Below are 11,920 nucleotides of genomic sequence, written 5' to 3' on the forward strand. Positions count from 1 at the left end.
AGCCGGGGAACCGCCGGGCCGGCGCGGTCGCGCTCGTCCGCGGGCCTTACTTGGGCGGCATGCGGATGGCGCCATCCAGGCGGATGGTTTCGCCGTTCAGCATGTCATTGGTGATGATGCTTTGCACCAGCTTGGCATAGTCTTCCGGACGGCCCAGGCGGGCAGGGAAGGGGATGCTGGCGGCCAGCGAGTCCTGCACTTCCTGCGGCATGCCGAAGATCATGGGCGTGCCGAAAATGCCGGGGGCGATGGTCATGCAGCGGATGCCGACCTTGGACAGGTCGCGCGCTATCGGCAGGGTCATGCCCGCCACGCCGGCCTTGGACGCGGCGTAGGCGGCCTGGCCGATCTGGCCGTCGAAGGCCGCGACGGAGGCCGTATTGATCAACACGCCGCGCTCGCCGGTGGGCTCGGGCGTATTGGCGCCCATGGCTTCGGCGCACAGGCGCATCATGTTGAAGCCGCCGATCAGGTTGATCGAGATGACCTTCTGGAACAGGTCCAGCGGGTGCGGGCCATTCTTGCCGACGATGCGGGCGGCGGGCGCCACGCCGGCGCAATTGACCAGGCCGAACAGCGGGCCCAGCGCGACGGCGGCGGCCACCGCCGCCTTGGCGTCGGCCTCCTGCGTGACGTCGCAATGCACGTAGTGCTGGCCCAGCTCCTGCGCCAGCTTGCCGCCGGCTTCGTCCTGCAGGTCCGCGATCACGACCTTGGCGCCGTTGGCCACCAGCATGCGCACGGTGCCCGCGCCCAGTCCCGATGCGCCGCCCGTGACGATGAATACCTTGTTGGCGATTTCCATGGGGCGGGCCTCAGCTTTGCAGGGCGGCGAACAGGCGCGCCTTGATCTCGTCGACCGCGCCGACGCCCGAAATCTTGCGGTAGCGCGGCGCCTGCGTGTCGCTCTTGGCCCAATCGGCGTAGTAGTCCACCAACGGACGGGTCTGGTTGCGGTAGACCGTCAGGCGGTTGCGCACGGTTTCCTCGCGGTCGTCGTCACGCTGCACCAGCGGTTCGCCGGTGACGTCGTCCTTGCCTTCGGCCTTGGGCGGATTGAAACGCACGTGGTAGCTGCGGCCGCTGGCGGGGTGCACGCGGCGCCCGCTCATGCGTTCGATGATGTCGTCTTCGGGAACTTCGATTTCGACCACGTAGTCCAGCTTGACGCCGGCATCCTTGAGCGCGTCGGCTTGCGGGATGGTGCGGGGAAAACCGTCGAACAGGTAACCCTTGCCGCAATCCGGCTGGGTCAGGCGGTCGCGCACCAGCCCGATGATGATGTCATCGGAGACCAGGCCGCCCGCGTCCATGATCTTCTTGGCTTCCAGGCCCAGCGGCGTGCCCGCCTTCACCGCCGCGCGCAGCATGTCGCCGGTGGAAATCTGCGGAATACCGAAGTGCTGGGTGATGAAAGCGGCTTGAGTGCCTTTACCGGCGCCAGGGGGGCCGAGCAGGATGAGACGCATGAAAGCTCCTGGGATGGGTGTGTATTTTTGTGATCGGGCCGATTATGCCGCAATGCGGGGCGGGTTGCGCCGCTGCCGCCGGGCGAGCCTGTTGGGATAGGCCCTTATAACCGATTTGCGTAGACGCGGCGCACGCGCTCCAGGTCTTCCGGCGTGTCCACGCCCGCGGCGGGCGCCTGGTTGACCTGGTGCACCACGATGGCATGGCCATGTTCGAGGGCGCGCAATTGCTCCAGGGCCTCCCAGCGTTCCAGCGCGCCTTGCGGCAGCGTCGGGAAACGGCGCAGGAAACCGGCGCGGTAGGCATAGAGGCCGATGTGGTGCCAGGCGGGCAGGCCGGGCGCCAGGATGCGGTCGCCGCCGGCCAACGCGTCGCGCGCCCAGGGGATGGGCGCGCGCGAGAAGTAGAGCGCGCGGCCATCGGCGGCGCAGACGGCCTTGACCACGTTGGGGTTGAACAACGCCGCCGCGTCGGCGATGGGACACGCGCAGGTGGCGATGGCCGCGTCGGGACGTTCGGCCAGCAGGCCGGCCACGGCGTCGACCAGCGTGGGTTCGATGAGTGGCTCGTCGCCCTGGACGTTGACCACCACGGCATCGTCCGCCAGCCCCAGCGCGTGCACGGCCTCCGACAGGCGGTCGGTGCCGGTGGGATGGTCGGCGCGCGTCATCAGGGCTTCGATGCCGTGCTCGCGGACGGCGCGCGCCACGCGTTCGTCGTCGGTGGCCACCAGCACGCGGGCGGCGCCGGAAGCGGCCGCGCGTTCAGCCGTGCGCACCACCATGGGCTTGCCGGCGATGTCGGCCAGCGGTTTGTCGGGCAGGCGGGTGGAGGCGGCGCGGGCCGGGATGATGGCGACGAAGCTCATTGCGGCTGGTTGGCGCCGTTGCGCTCGCCGTCGAGCGAGCGCGCCTCGGATTCAAGCATGACGGGGATGCCGTCACGCACCGGAAAGGCCAGGCGGTCCGCCGCGCAGGTGAGTTCAGCCTGCTGGCGGTCGTATTTCAGACGGCCCTTGCAGATGGGGCAGACGAGGATGTCGAGCAGTCGGGATTCCATGGGCGGAATTCTAGTGCAGATTGGCGGGCTGCGCCGGGCGCGCGGACGCTTGCAGCGCGCCGGCCAGCCAGTCGAAGAAGCGCGGATCGGAAAAGCGCGGCACCGCCGGCACCACCCACAGGCGATGATCGCCCAGGCCCAGGCACTTGACCGCGTCCTTGGTCGTGACCAGGATGAGGTCCGCGGGCACGTGGCGGAACGGGGAGTGGCTGTAGCTGTAGTGGTCCGGCAGGGGCACGGTGGCCGCCAGCGGCATGCCGCTGGCGCGCAGGGACGCGAAGAAGCGCTGCGGGTTGCCGATGCCGGCGGCCGCGGCGATGCGGTCCTGGGCGTAGTCCTCGCGCAGCTCCCACAGGGTGCGGCGCTGGCCGTCGCGCAGGCGCCAGGCCTCGGTCAATTCCATCCACATGTTCACGCGGCGTGGCTTGCTGTCCGCCGCCGGCGCCGGGGCCTCGGCATCGGCCACGTTGTCGATGATGACGTCGACGTCGGCCAGCCGGCCGGGCGGCTCGCGCAGCGGGCCGGCCGGCAGCAGCCGGCCGTTGCCGACGCCGCGGTCGTCCTGCACCACGATCTCGATATCGCGCGCCAGCGCCAGGTGTTGCAGGCCGTCGTCCGAAATGATGACGTCGACTTCCGGATGCGCGCTGAGCAGGGTGCGCGCCGCGCGCGGCCGGTCCGGATGCACCGAGATGGGCGCGCCGGTGGCGCGGGCGATGAGCGCCGGCTCGTCGCCGAAGCGGTCCGCCGACAGGTCGCCGCGACCCACGTGCGCATGTTTCCCGACCTTGACGCCGTAGCCTCGGCTGACCACGCCGGGCGTATGGCCCCGTTCGCGCAAGGCCTTGACCAGCGCCACCACGACAGGCGTCTTGCCGGTGCCGCCGACGTAGATGTTGCCCACGACGATGACCGGCACCGGCGGGCGATAGGCCTCGCGCCAGCCGCGCCGGTAGGCGGCGCGCTTGGCCGTGACCGCCAGCCAGGCAAGGCCGGAAAGCGGCAGCAGCAGGTTGGAAAGCCAGCCGCCGTGTTGCCACTGCCGCTGTATCAGGCGGGTTGCGAGGGTGCTCACCGGGCGGTCTGCGTGGCGAAGTTGACGCGGGCGATGCCGGCCTGGCGGGCGGCTTCCATGACGTTGACCACCGTCTGGTGGGTGGCCAGCGCATCGGCGTTGATGACCAGGACGGGACCCTTGCGGTTGGCCGCCACGCCGCGCAGCGCCGCGGCGATGTCCGTGGCGGTGCTGGCTTCCAGCAGCTTGCCGTCCAGCGCGTAGTGGCCGTCCTGGCTGATCGCCACTTCGATGGGCGCGGCCACCTGCTGCTCGGCGGCGGCCTGCGGCAGGGTGACCTTGAGCTGGCTGAAGCGGGCGAAGGACGTGGTGGCGGCCAGGAAGATCAGGATGACGAGCAGCACGTCGATGAGCGGGATCAGGTTGATCTCCAGTTCATCCCCGCGGCGGGAGCGCAAGCCGCCGAAATTCATGACAGCGCATCCTGGAAGACGGGTTCGCGCAGGCCGCCATCCTCGTCCTGCCCCGTGGCGCGGCGGGCGCCGCCGAGGATGCGGGCCGCGCGGCCCGCCGCCTGTTCCATCTGGTGCAGGTAGCCGTCGATGCGGCCGCGCAGGTAGCGGTGGAAGATCATGGCCGGGATGGCGATGAGGATGCCGAACCCCGTGTTGTAGAGGGCGACCGAGATGCCGTGCGCCAGTTGCGCGGGGTCGCCGCCCACCGGCGAATAGGAGCCGAAGATGTCTATCATGCCCACCACCGTGCCGAACAGGCCCAGCAGGGGCGCCACCACGGCAATGGTGCCCAGCGCCGACACGTAGCGGTTCAGGTCATGGGCGACGGCCCGGCCGGCATCCTCGACCGCCGCGCGCATTTCGTCGCGCGGCGCGTGGCGGTTGCGCAGGACCTCGGCCAGGACGCGGCCCAGCGGGGAGTTGCGCTCCAGCCGGTTGATGGCTTCGGGACTGTCCTGCCGGTTGCGCACCATGTCGAGCACCTGGGACAGCAGGCCGGACGGCACGACCAGGCTGCGGCGCAGTGAGAGCAGCCGCTCGAAAATCAGGGCCAGGCAAAGGACCGAGGTGGCGAGCAAGAACCAGATCGGCCAACCGGCGTCGCGAAGAATGGACAGCAAGGAGGGGCTCCAGGAAGGGCGCGGCTAGCGTCCCGAGGGCGGGAAATCGGGGGGACCAAGGCGAACTGTAACGGGCCGGACGCCGCCCTGGCAATAGCGGCCGATCGCGCCGGGATCGCCCGGACGGATGGGCGATCTATCCACAGATTCTGTGGATAATTCTGTGCAGAAATCGGCCGGAACCCGCATTCATGCGGGCTGCGCGTCGGTACGCGGGCAGTGGGTAAAAAGGGCTTTGTGGTCTTTTTTTATAGAAATCAATGGGTTGCGGAAGGTTTATAAAGTAAAAGCGAACGTCGCGTAAGAATTCCGGGCCGAGGTATCATTCAGCCCATATTTCTTTGGCCTGTGGAAAGGTTCGGCCCGGAAAGCCTCATGACAATTGAATTTACGGTCAAAGACGACGTATTTACGCGGGATATCCTGACAGTTGCCCAGTTGAACCAAGCCGTGGGGCGGGTCCTGGAGCGCAATGTCCCGGCCCTGTGGGTTCGCGGCGAGATTTCGAATTTCACGGCCGCGGCGTCCGGCCACTGGTACTTCACCCTGAAGGACAGCCAGGCAGCGGTGCGCGGCGTCATGTTCCGCAGCCGGGCGGCGGCCGTCGGCTTCATGCCCCGGGCGGGCGACAAGGTCGAGGTGCGGGCCCGCGTCACCCTTTACGAACCGCGCGGCGACTACCAGTTGCAGGTCGATGCCATGCGGCGGGCCGGCCTGGGCGACCTGTACGAGGCCTTCCTGCGCTTGAAGCAGAAGCTGGGGGCGGAGGGATTGTTCGAGGAGGCGCGCAAGCGTCCCCCCGTCCTGCTGCCGCGCGCCATCGGCGTCGTGACCTCGCTGCACGCCGCCGCGCTGCGCGACGTCCTGACGGCCCTGGAGCGGCGCGCGCCGCAGGTGCCCGTCATCATCTATCCCGCACCGGTGCAAGGGGCCGACTCGGCGCCGCGGCTGGCGGCCGCCATCGCCAGCGCCAACCGGCGCGCCGAGGTCGACACGCTGTTGCTGGTGCGCGGCGGCGGCAGCATCGAGGACTTGTGGAGCTTCAACGACGAGGCGCTGGCGCGCCAGGTGGCGGCCAGCGCCATTCCGGTGATCTGCGGCGTCGGCCACGAAACCGATTTCACCATTGCCGACTTCGTCGCCGACGTGCGGGCGCCCACGCCCACCGCCGCGGCGGAACTGGCCTGCCTGCCGCGCCAGGAGCTGTACCAGCGCGTGCGCGTCGTGGCGCGTGAATTACAGCGGGTTCAGCAACGCCTGCTCGACCGCGCGGCCCAGCGCCTGGACCGGGCGGCCGGTCAACTGACCTCGCCGCAGCAACGGCTGGCGCACCAGGCCGACCGCCTGGCGGCCTTGCGCCACCGGCTGCTCAATGCCTGGCCGGGGCCGCGGGGAAGGCGGCAGGCGCGCCTGGACCTGCTACTGGCACGCCTGCGCCACCGCGGTCCGGACGTGGCGCGCGCCCGCGACGCGCTGGCCGGACAGGCACGTCAGTTGCTCCAGGCGCACAGGCGCCTGCTGGAGTCGCGACGCAGCCGGCTGCAGTCGCTATCGGCCCAGTTGCGGGCTTTCGATCCCGGCCAGGTGCTTGCCCGCGGCTATGCCCTGGCGCGCGATGGCGAAGGCCGCCTGGTCCGCGATGCGGCGGCGCTGGCCCCGGGACAGCGGCTGGCGCTGGAGTTCGCGCGGGGCGGCGCCCGCGTCGACGTGGTCGACGTGTTCGACATGCCGCAAGACGGCCGCGCACCCGCGGCGGACCGGCCCGGCGGTGGCGCCGATTGAATACCCCAGGATCGAATATCCAAAGATCGATTTTTTATCCCGCGTCCCCGCAGGGATAAGACGGTGTCCCTCAAAACAGCCGATACAATGATCGGTTGTGATCGTGCTCTCAACCAAGAAGGAATCGACAATGGCGCACACGCTTCCCCCCCTGCCTTATGCACTGGATGCCCTGGCCCCCCGCATTTCCAAGGAAACGCTGGAGTTCCACTACGGCAAGCACCATCAAACCTACGTCACCAACCTGAACAACCTGATCGGCGGCACCGAGTTCGAGAACGCCTCCCTGGAAGACATCGTCAAGAAGTCGTCCGGCGGCGTGTTCAACAACGCGGCCCAGGTCTGGAACCACACTTTCTACTGGAATTCGTTGTCCCCCAAGGGCGGCGGCGAGCCCACCGGCAAGCTGGCGGACGCCATCAAGGCCAAGTGGGGCAGCGTCGATGCCTTCAAGGAAGCCTTCAACAAGTCGGCCGCCGGCAACTTCGGCTCGGGCTGGACCTGGCTGGTCAAGAAGCCCGACGGCACGCTGGACATCGTCAACACCAGCAACGCCGCCACCCCGCTGACCACCGCCGACAAGGCCCTGCTGACCTGTGATGTGTGGGAACACGCCTACTACATCGACTATCGCAACGCCCGTCCCAAGTACCTGGAGAACTTCTGGGCGCTGGTGAACTGGGAGTTTGCCGCGCAAAACCTGGGCTGATCCGGCGCATTTCGATTTTCCGGAACGGTTCACGGGCCGGTCCTCCGCAAGGGGGACCGGCTTTTGTTTGGCCGGCCTGCTTCGTTTGGCCGAGCCGCTACGTTTGGCGGACCCGCTTCCTCGTCACGCCATTCAGGTCAATTTGGCGCGGCAAGTGCTATCTTGTCCGGTTTTCCCGCTACGTCCCTATCCCGGGCGCATCCCGACCATGCCATCCTCCTCCCTGACGCGCCGGCTGCACCTGAGTCTACGCCGGCAGTTGCGCCATGCGCGCCGGCTTTCCCGCAAGAGCGTGCAGCTTGGCCTGGTGCTGGGGGGCGCCGCCCTGGTGGCGCTGGCTTCGCTGGCCTTCGCCAGGCTGGCCGACATCGCCCTGGAATGGAACGCCCTGTGGGTGGCGCGCGCCGGCTGGGCCGCCTTCATCGTCATGCCCCTGGGCCTGGCCGCGATACGCTGGCTGACCCTGCGCTACGCGAACTACGCCGCCGGCAGCGGCATTCCCCAGGTGATCGGCGCATTGACCTTGCAGGGACGGCCGGTAGCGCAGGGCGGCCTGGTAACCCTGGCGCACGCGCTCTGGAAGATCCCGCTGACTTTCGCCGGCATGCTGGTAGGCGCGTCGATCGGCCGCGAAGGGCCGTCGGTGCAGGTCGGCGCCGCCGTCATGCTGGCGTGGGGCAGGTTCTGGAAGAACCGCCAGTTGCCGCTGCAAGGTTTCCACAACAACGAACTCATCGCCGCCGGCGCGGCCGGCGGCCTGGCCGCCGCGTTCAACGCCCCCCTGGCGGGCGTCATTTTCGCCATCGAGGAACTGGGACGCGGCACCGCGCTGCGCTGGCAGCGGCTGGTGTTGATCGGCGTACTGGCCTGCGGCTTCATGGTGGTGGCCGTCAGCGGCAACAATCCCTATTTCGGCACCTTCGCCGGCAGCGTCTTGCCCAGCATGCTGGGCTGGGTGCTCCTGTGCGGCGTCATCAACGGCGCGCTGGGCGGTCTGTTCGCCCGCCTGCTGGGCAAGGGCGTGACGGTGCTTGCGCCCTTGCCATGGCGGGCCTGGATGCGGGCCCACCCGGTGCTCACCGCCGCCGCGATAGGCCTGGTGCTGGCGGCGATCGGTTATGCGACGCATGGGGCCATCTACGGCACCGGCTATGGCGCGGCCGCGGCGCTCCTGTCGGGGCAGCCCTTCGGCCATGAGGGCTTCGGCCTGCTGAAGTGGCTGGCCACGCTGCTGTCCTACTGGGCCGGCATCCCGGGCGGCATCTTCACGCCCGCGCTTACCACCGGCGCCGGTATCGGCCAGGAGATCTGGTCATGGACCGGCGGGTTGGTCGACCAGCGCGTGCTGGTGCTCGTGTCCATGGCGGCGTTTCTTGCCGCCGCCACGCAGGCGCCGTTGACCGCCGCCGTGGTGGTGATGGAAATGACGGGCAGCCAGCCCATGCTGTTCTGGCTGATCGCCGCCGCACTCGTCGCGTCGGTCGTGTCGCGCCAGTTCAGCCCCCATGCCTTCTATCACATGGCGGCGGGACGCTTCCGCCGGCAGATCCTGGTCGATACGGGACGCGCCCGGCAGTCGGCGGGGACTTGAGCCGGCTGTCCATCCTGTAGACGTCCATTCAATGGACGTTAAGGCCTTGCATCGCGGTGATGCAAAGCGGGCTGCGCTACCATCTCCGCTCCTATCTACTGAGAGCCTGCCATGACCGAGCAAGCCTTTATCTGCGATGCCATCCGTACTCCCTTCGGCCGTTACGGCGGCGCACTGTCCGCGGTGCGCGCCGATGACCTGGGAGCCGTGCCGATCAAGGCATTGATGGCCCGCAACACCGGAGTGCAGTGGGACGAACTGGACGACATCATCTTCGGCTGCGCCAACCAGGCCGGCGAAGACAACCGCAACGTGGCCCGCATGGCCTCCCTGCTGGCCGGCCTGCCGGTCGGCGTGCCGGGGTCCACCATCAACCGCCTGTGCGGCTCGGGGCTGGATGCCCTGGGCACCGCCGCGCGCGCCATCCGCGCCGGCGAAACCACCTTGATGCTGGCCGGCGGCGTCGAAAGCATGAGCCGCGCGCCTTTCGTCATGGGCAAGGCCGAAACGGCGTTTTCGCGCAATGCGGCGATCTACGACACGACCATCGGCTGGCGTTTCGTGAACAAGCTGATGAAGGCGCAATACGGTGTCGACGCGATGCCGGAAACCGCCGAAAACGTTGCTGACGACTTCAAGATCAGCCGCGAGGACCAGGATATTTTCGCCTTGGCCAGCCAGGAAAAGGCCGTGCGGGCCCAGCAATCCGGTTTCTTCGATGCGGAATTGACGTCGGTGTCGGTGCCGCAGAAGAAGGGCGACGCCATCATCGTCGACAAGGACGAGCATCCGCGCTCGACCAGCCTGGAAGCGCTGGCCCGCTTGAAGGGCGTGGTGCGCGAGGGCGGTTCGGTGACGGCCGGCAATGCATCCGGCGTCAACGATGGCGCGGCCGCCTTGTTGCTGGCGAGCGAGGGCGCCTTGTCGCGGCATGGCCTGAAGCCGCGCGCCCGCGTGGTCGGCATGGCCACCGCCGGCGTACCGCCGCGCATCATGGGCATGGGCCCCGCGCCGGCCACCCGCAAGGTGCTGGCCCTGACGGGCCTGAAGCTGGAGCAGATGGACGTCATCGAGCTGAACGAGGCCTTTGCCGCCCAGGGCCTGGCCGTCCTGCGCGACCTCGGCATCGCCGATAACGACCCGCGCGTGAATCCCAATGGCGGCGCGATCGCCCTGGGCCATCCCCTCGGCGCCAGCGGCGCCCGCCTGGCCACCACCGCGGTCAACCAGCTGGAACGCAGTGGCGGCCGTTATGCGCTGTGCACCATGTGCATCGGCGTCGGCCAGGGCATCGCGGTCATCCTGGAACGCGTTTGAAGTAGCCTGGGTCGACCCGGCGGTAAAAATGCCCCCACGCCGCGCGGCTGGCGCCGCTTGCTGCCCCCCAAAGGGGGCGCTTTTACCTTGGGGGCGGCCCGGCGGTAAAAATGCCCCCACGCCGCGCGGCTGGCGCCGCTTGCTGCCCCCGGAGGGGGCGCTTTTACCTTGGGGGCGGCCCGGCGGTAAAAAAACCCCGGACGGTGTCTGGGGTTTTTTATGCCCACGCCAAACAGCGGGCTTTTATCTGGCGACGTCAGGGTAGGCCGTCGATTTTCTTGCCGGCGCTGATGCCGTGGTCGGCGAACCAGCCTTGCGCCATTTCCAACGCATAACGCACGGGCTTCTTGGAGCAGTGCGTATCGTCGGTTTCGGGCGCCATGTCGGCGAGGTTCACGATGGTGCCGTCATCGGCGATGAAGGCGATCGACAGCGGCAAGGGCGTGTTGTGCATCCAGAAGCACTGCAGGTCCGGATCATCGAACACGAACAGCATGCCGTCATTGGCGTCCAGCGCCTTGCGGAACATCAGGCCCCGCCGCCGGCTTTCTTCGGTGTTGGCGATTTCGGCGTGGATCACGTGGATGCCGGCCGACAGTTGCACCGTGCGCAAGACGGGCTGGGCCGACTTCGCTTCCTGGGCATGGGCGGGGCCGGCGCCGAAGGCGGCGGCAAGCGCCAGCAGGGCGGCCATCGCTGCGCCGCGCCCTCGTTTGAAACTGGATCGGGTCGGCAAGGCAGCGCTGGTATGTATCATGACTACTTCAGTGAGGAAGCACGCGGCTGGGCGGGCACGCAGGCAAATATGAACGCACAGGCGAAACGCGAAAGCGAACCGCGATAGCGGGGGCAAGGGGCGCAGGCAATACGGCGCAGGCAGAACGGCAAAAAAGGCAGGGCGTTCGCCGCCCCGCCTTCGTCGTATGGTACCCGAAGACGCCGAGAAAACCAGGCCCGATCGCTCAGGCTGAGGTTATATTCAGTGCCTGCTTACCCTTGGGGCCCTGGATGATCTCGAAAGACACCTTTTGGCCTTCTTTTAAGGTCTTGAAACCGTTCATCTGGATCGATGAGAAGTGGGCAAATAGGTCTTCGCCGCCGTCGTCCGGCGTGATGAAGCCGAACCCCTTCGCATCGTTGAACCATTTTACGGTTCCGGTTGATTTTGGATTGTCCCCCTGGACAGCGGTTGCGGTCGTATCAGACATGCGGACTGCCTCATGAATCGTATGTTGACAGAAGGGCTCCCCAGCCGGGCTGTCCCCCCCCTTTTGGTTCCCGACGCTAACAGTGGCCTGAAAACGGCAAGAATTGCGCGAATAATGCGCTTGTTTTCTTTTGCGCGTCAAGTATGGAAACCACGCATTTCTACATGTAAAAGTGGACGATTTGTGTGCCACTTATTCAAGGTTTAAATAAAATACCGCCGCTATGAGCACAAGCATGGATACCCAACACGATCTGGTCGTTGAAAAGGAGGCGGCGCGCACGGCGCCGCCCCCGATGTACCAGGTTGTCCTGCTTAATGACGATTACACCCCCATGGAGTTCGTGGTGAAGGTGCTGCAAAAATTTTTCGGCAAGAATCAAGAAGAAGCGACCCGGATCATGTTGCAAGTTCATCACGAAGGTCGAGGCGTATGTGGGGTTTATCCCCGTGACGTCGCGGCGACGCGCATCGCCCAGGTAGGCCAGTATGCGCGCGCCAAGCAGCACCCATTGCAATGCGTGATGGAGCCGGTTTGAGCGGGCTACGCCGGGCCGGGCCGGCGTAATAACGTCGGCGCAAATTAAAAACCAAAAAACTTTTTCATAAATGTATTGATCCCAATCAAGACATTT

Annotated in this window: 14 protein-coding genes; 5 read left to right on the forward strand and 9 right to left on the reverse strand. The window is 67.2% G+C overall.

The features are described 5' to 3' along the window. Nucleotides 1-46 precede the first annotated feature (46 nt). From C7R54_RS07585 to C7R54_RS07615, 7 genes are all read right to left on the reverse strand, one after another. Nucleotides 47-805, reverse strand: a complete 759-nt coding sequence (locus tag C7R54_RS07585) for a 3-hydroxyacyl-CoA dehydrogenase (RefSeq protein WP_129149608.1) — start codon at nucleotides 803-805, stop codon at nucleotides 47-49. 10 nt (nucleotides 806-815) lie between these two features. Beyond that, nucleotides 816-1,469 carry an adenylate kinase gene (adk, locus tag C7R54_RS07590; protein WP_129149609.1) on the reverse strand — a complete coding sequence of 218 codons (654 nt, stop codon included), beginning with the start codon at nucleotides 1,467-1,469 and terminating at the stop codon, nucleotides 816-818. Nucleotides 1,470-1,573: 104 nt separating this feature from the next. Further along, on the reverse strand, nucleotides 1,574-2,338 hold the full coding sequence (gene kdsB, locus C7R54_RS07595; protein WP_129149610.1) for a 3-deoxy-manno-octulosonate cytidylyltransferase: 765 nt from the start codon (nucleotides 2,336-2,338) through the stop codon (nucleotides 1,574-1,576). Next, a complete protein-coding gene (locus C7R54_RS07600) occupies nucleotides 2,335-2,529 on the reverse strand; it encodes a Trm112 family protein (protein WP_129149611.1) in 195 nt (64 codons plus the stop codon). The genes kdsB and C7R54_RS07600 overlap by 4 nt, the downstream gene beginning before the upstream one ends. 10 nt (nucleotides 2,530-2,539) lie before the next feature. Next, nucleotides 2,540-3,604 (reverse strand): tetraacyldisaccharide 4'-kinase, encoded by a 1,065-nt coding sequence (gene lpxK / locus C7R54_RS07605; protein WP_129149612.1) that lies wholly within the window; start codon nucleotides 3,602-3,604, stop codon nucleotides 2,540-2,542. Continuing rightward, complete coding sequence (locus C7R54_RS07610; protein WP_129149613.1) at nucleotides 3,601-4,017, reverse strand: ExbD/TolR family protein; 417 nt, start codon at nucleotides 4,015-4,017, stop codon at nucleotides 3,601-3,603. The genes lpxK and C7R54_RS07610 overlap by 4 nt, the downstream gene beginning before the upstream one ends. Then, complete coding sequence (locus tag C7R54_RS07615; RefSeq protein ID WP_129149614.1) at nucleotides 4,014-4,679, reverse strand: MotA/TolQ/ExbB proton channel family protein; 666 nt, start codon at nucleotides 4,677-4,679, stop codon at nucleotides 4,014-4,016. The genes C7R54_RS07610 and C7R54_RS07615 overlap by 4 nt, the downstream gene beginning before the upstream one ends. A 375-nt stretch (nucleotides 4,680-5,054) precedes the next feature. Between C7R54_RS07615 and xseA the strand changes: the two genes are divergently transcribed. The 4 genes from xseA (at nucleotide 5,055) to pcaF (ending at nucleotide 10,078) form a co-directional block, all read left to right on the forward strand. After that, nucleotides 5,055-6,461 (forward strand): exodeoxyribonuclease VII large subunit, encoded by a 1,407-nt coding sequence (gene xseA / locus C7R54_RS07620; RefSeq protein WP_129149615.1) that lies wholly within the window; start codon nucleotides 5,055-5,057, stop codon nucleotides 6,459-6,461. Nucleotides 6,462-6,591: 130 nt separating this feature from the next. Next, nucleotides 6,592-7,170: a superoxide dismutase [Fe] gene (gene sodB, locus C7R54_RS07625; RefSeq protein WP_129149616.1), complete on the forward strand. Its 579-nt coding sequence runs from the start codon at nucleotides 6,592-6,594 to the stop codon at nucleotides 7,168-7,170. A 208-nt stretch (nucleotides 7,171-7,378) separates the two neighbouring features. Further along, nucleotides 7,379-8,761: a chloride channel protein gene (locus C7R54_RS07630; protein WP_129149617.1), complete on the forward strand. Its 1,383-nt coding sequence runs from the start codon at nucleotides 7,379-7,381 to the stop codon at nucleotides 8,759-8,761. Between the two features lie 111 nt (nucleotides 8,762-8,872). After that, on the forward strand, nucleotides 8,873-10,078 hold the full coding sequence (gene pcaF, locus C7R54_RS07635) for a 3-oxoadipyl-CoA thiolase (RefSeq protein WP_129149618.1): 1,206 nt from the start codon (nucleotides 8,873-8,875) through the stop codon (nucleotides 10,076-10,078). A gap of 256 nt (nucleotides 10,079-10,334) precedes the next feature. Here pcaF and C7R54_RS07640 read toward each other — a convergent pair whose 3' ends face one another. Together C7R54_RS07640 and C7R54_RS07645 are read right to left on the reverse strand one after the other, a co-directional pair. After that, nucleotides 10,335-10,835 (reverse strand): DUF192 domain-containing protein, encoded by a 501-nt coding sequence (locus tag C7R54_RS07640; RefSeq protein WP_129149619.1) that lies wholly within the window; start codon nucleotides 10,833-10,835, stop codon nucleotides 10,335-10,337. 205 nt (nucleotides 10,836-11,040) lie between these two features. Beyond that, nucleotides 11,041-11,286: a cold-shock protein gene (locus C7R54_RS07645; RefSeq protein ID WP_012417758.1), complete on the reverse strand. Its 246-nt coding sequence runs from the start codon at nucleotides 11,284-11,286 to the stop codon at nucleotides 11,041-11,043. Nucleotides 11,287-11,509: 223 nt separating this feature from the next. On the opposite strand from C7R54_RS07645, the gene clpS reads away from it, so the two are divergent. Further along, entirely contained in the window at nucleotides 11,510-11,824 is a 315-nt protein-coding gene (gene clpS, locus C7R54_RS07650) for an ATP-dependent Clp protease adapter ClpS (protein ID WP_094853072.1), read from the forward strand. The last annotated feature ends 96 nt before the right edge of the window (nucleotides 11,825-11,920 follow it).

This window comes from Achromobacter aloeverae (assembly GCF_004121055.1).
In the GTDB taxonomy this organism is placed as follows: Bacteria; Pseudomonadota; Gammaproteobacteria; order Burkholderiales; family Burkholderiaceae_B; genus Bordetella_C; species Bordetella_C aloeverae.

What these genes read in the sequence shown, in the direction of transcription:
- adk (WP_129149609.1), bottom strand. Translation starts at nt 1,469, where the DNA reads ATGCGTCTCATCCTGCTCGGCCCCCCTGGCGCCGGTAAAGGCACTCAA.
- kdsB (WP_129149610.1), bottom strand. Translation starts at nt 2,338, where the DNA reads ATGAGCTTCGTCGCCATCATCCCGGCCCGCGCCGCCTCCACCCGCCTG.
- C7R54_RS07645 (WP_012417758.1), bottom strand. Translation starts at nt 11,286, where the DNA reads ATGTCTGATACGACCGCAACCGCTGTCCAGGGGGACAATCCAAAATCA.
- sodB (WP_129149616.1), top strand. Translation starts at nt 6,592, where the DNA reads ATGGCGCACACGCTTCCCCCCCTGCCTTATGCACTGGATGCCCTGGCC.
- C7R54_RS07630 (WP_129149617.1), top strand. Translation starts at nt 7,379, where the DNA reads ATGCCATCCTCCTCCCTGACGCGCCGGCTGCACCTGAGTCTACGCCGG.
- C7R54_RS07640 (WP_129149619.1), bottom strand. Translation starts at nt 10,835, where the DNA reads ATGATACATACCAGCGCTGCCTTGCCGACCCGATCCAGTTTCAAACGA.
- clpS (WP_094853072.1), top strand. Translation starts at nt 11,510, where the DNA reads ATGAGCACAAGCATGGATACCCAACACGATCTGGTCGTTGAAAAGGAG.
- C7R54_RS07610 (WP_129149613.1), bottom strand. Translation starts at nt 4,017, where the DNA reads ATGAATTTCGGCGGCTTGCGCTCCCGCCGCGGGGATGAACTGGAGATC.
- pcaF (WP_129149618.1), top strand. Translation starts at nt 8,873, where the DNA reads ATGACCGAGCAAGCCTTTATCTGCGATGCCATCCGTACTCCCTTCGGC.
- C7R54_RS07585 (WP_129149608.1), bottom strand. Translation starts at nt 805, where the DNA reads ATGGAAATCGCCAACAAGGTATTCATCGTCACGGGCGGCGCATCGGGA.
- C7R54_RS07600 (WP_129149611.1), bottom strand. Translation starts at nt 2,529, where the DNA reads ATGGAATCCCGACTGCTCGACATCCTCGTCTGCCCCATCTGCAAGGGC.
- xseA (WP_129149615.1), top strand. Translation starts at nt 5,055, where the DNA reads ATGACAATTGAATTTACGGTCAAAGACGACGTATTTACGCGGGATATC.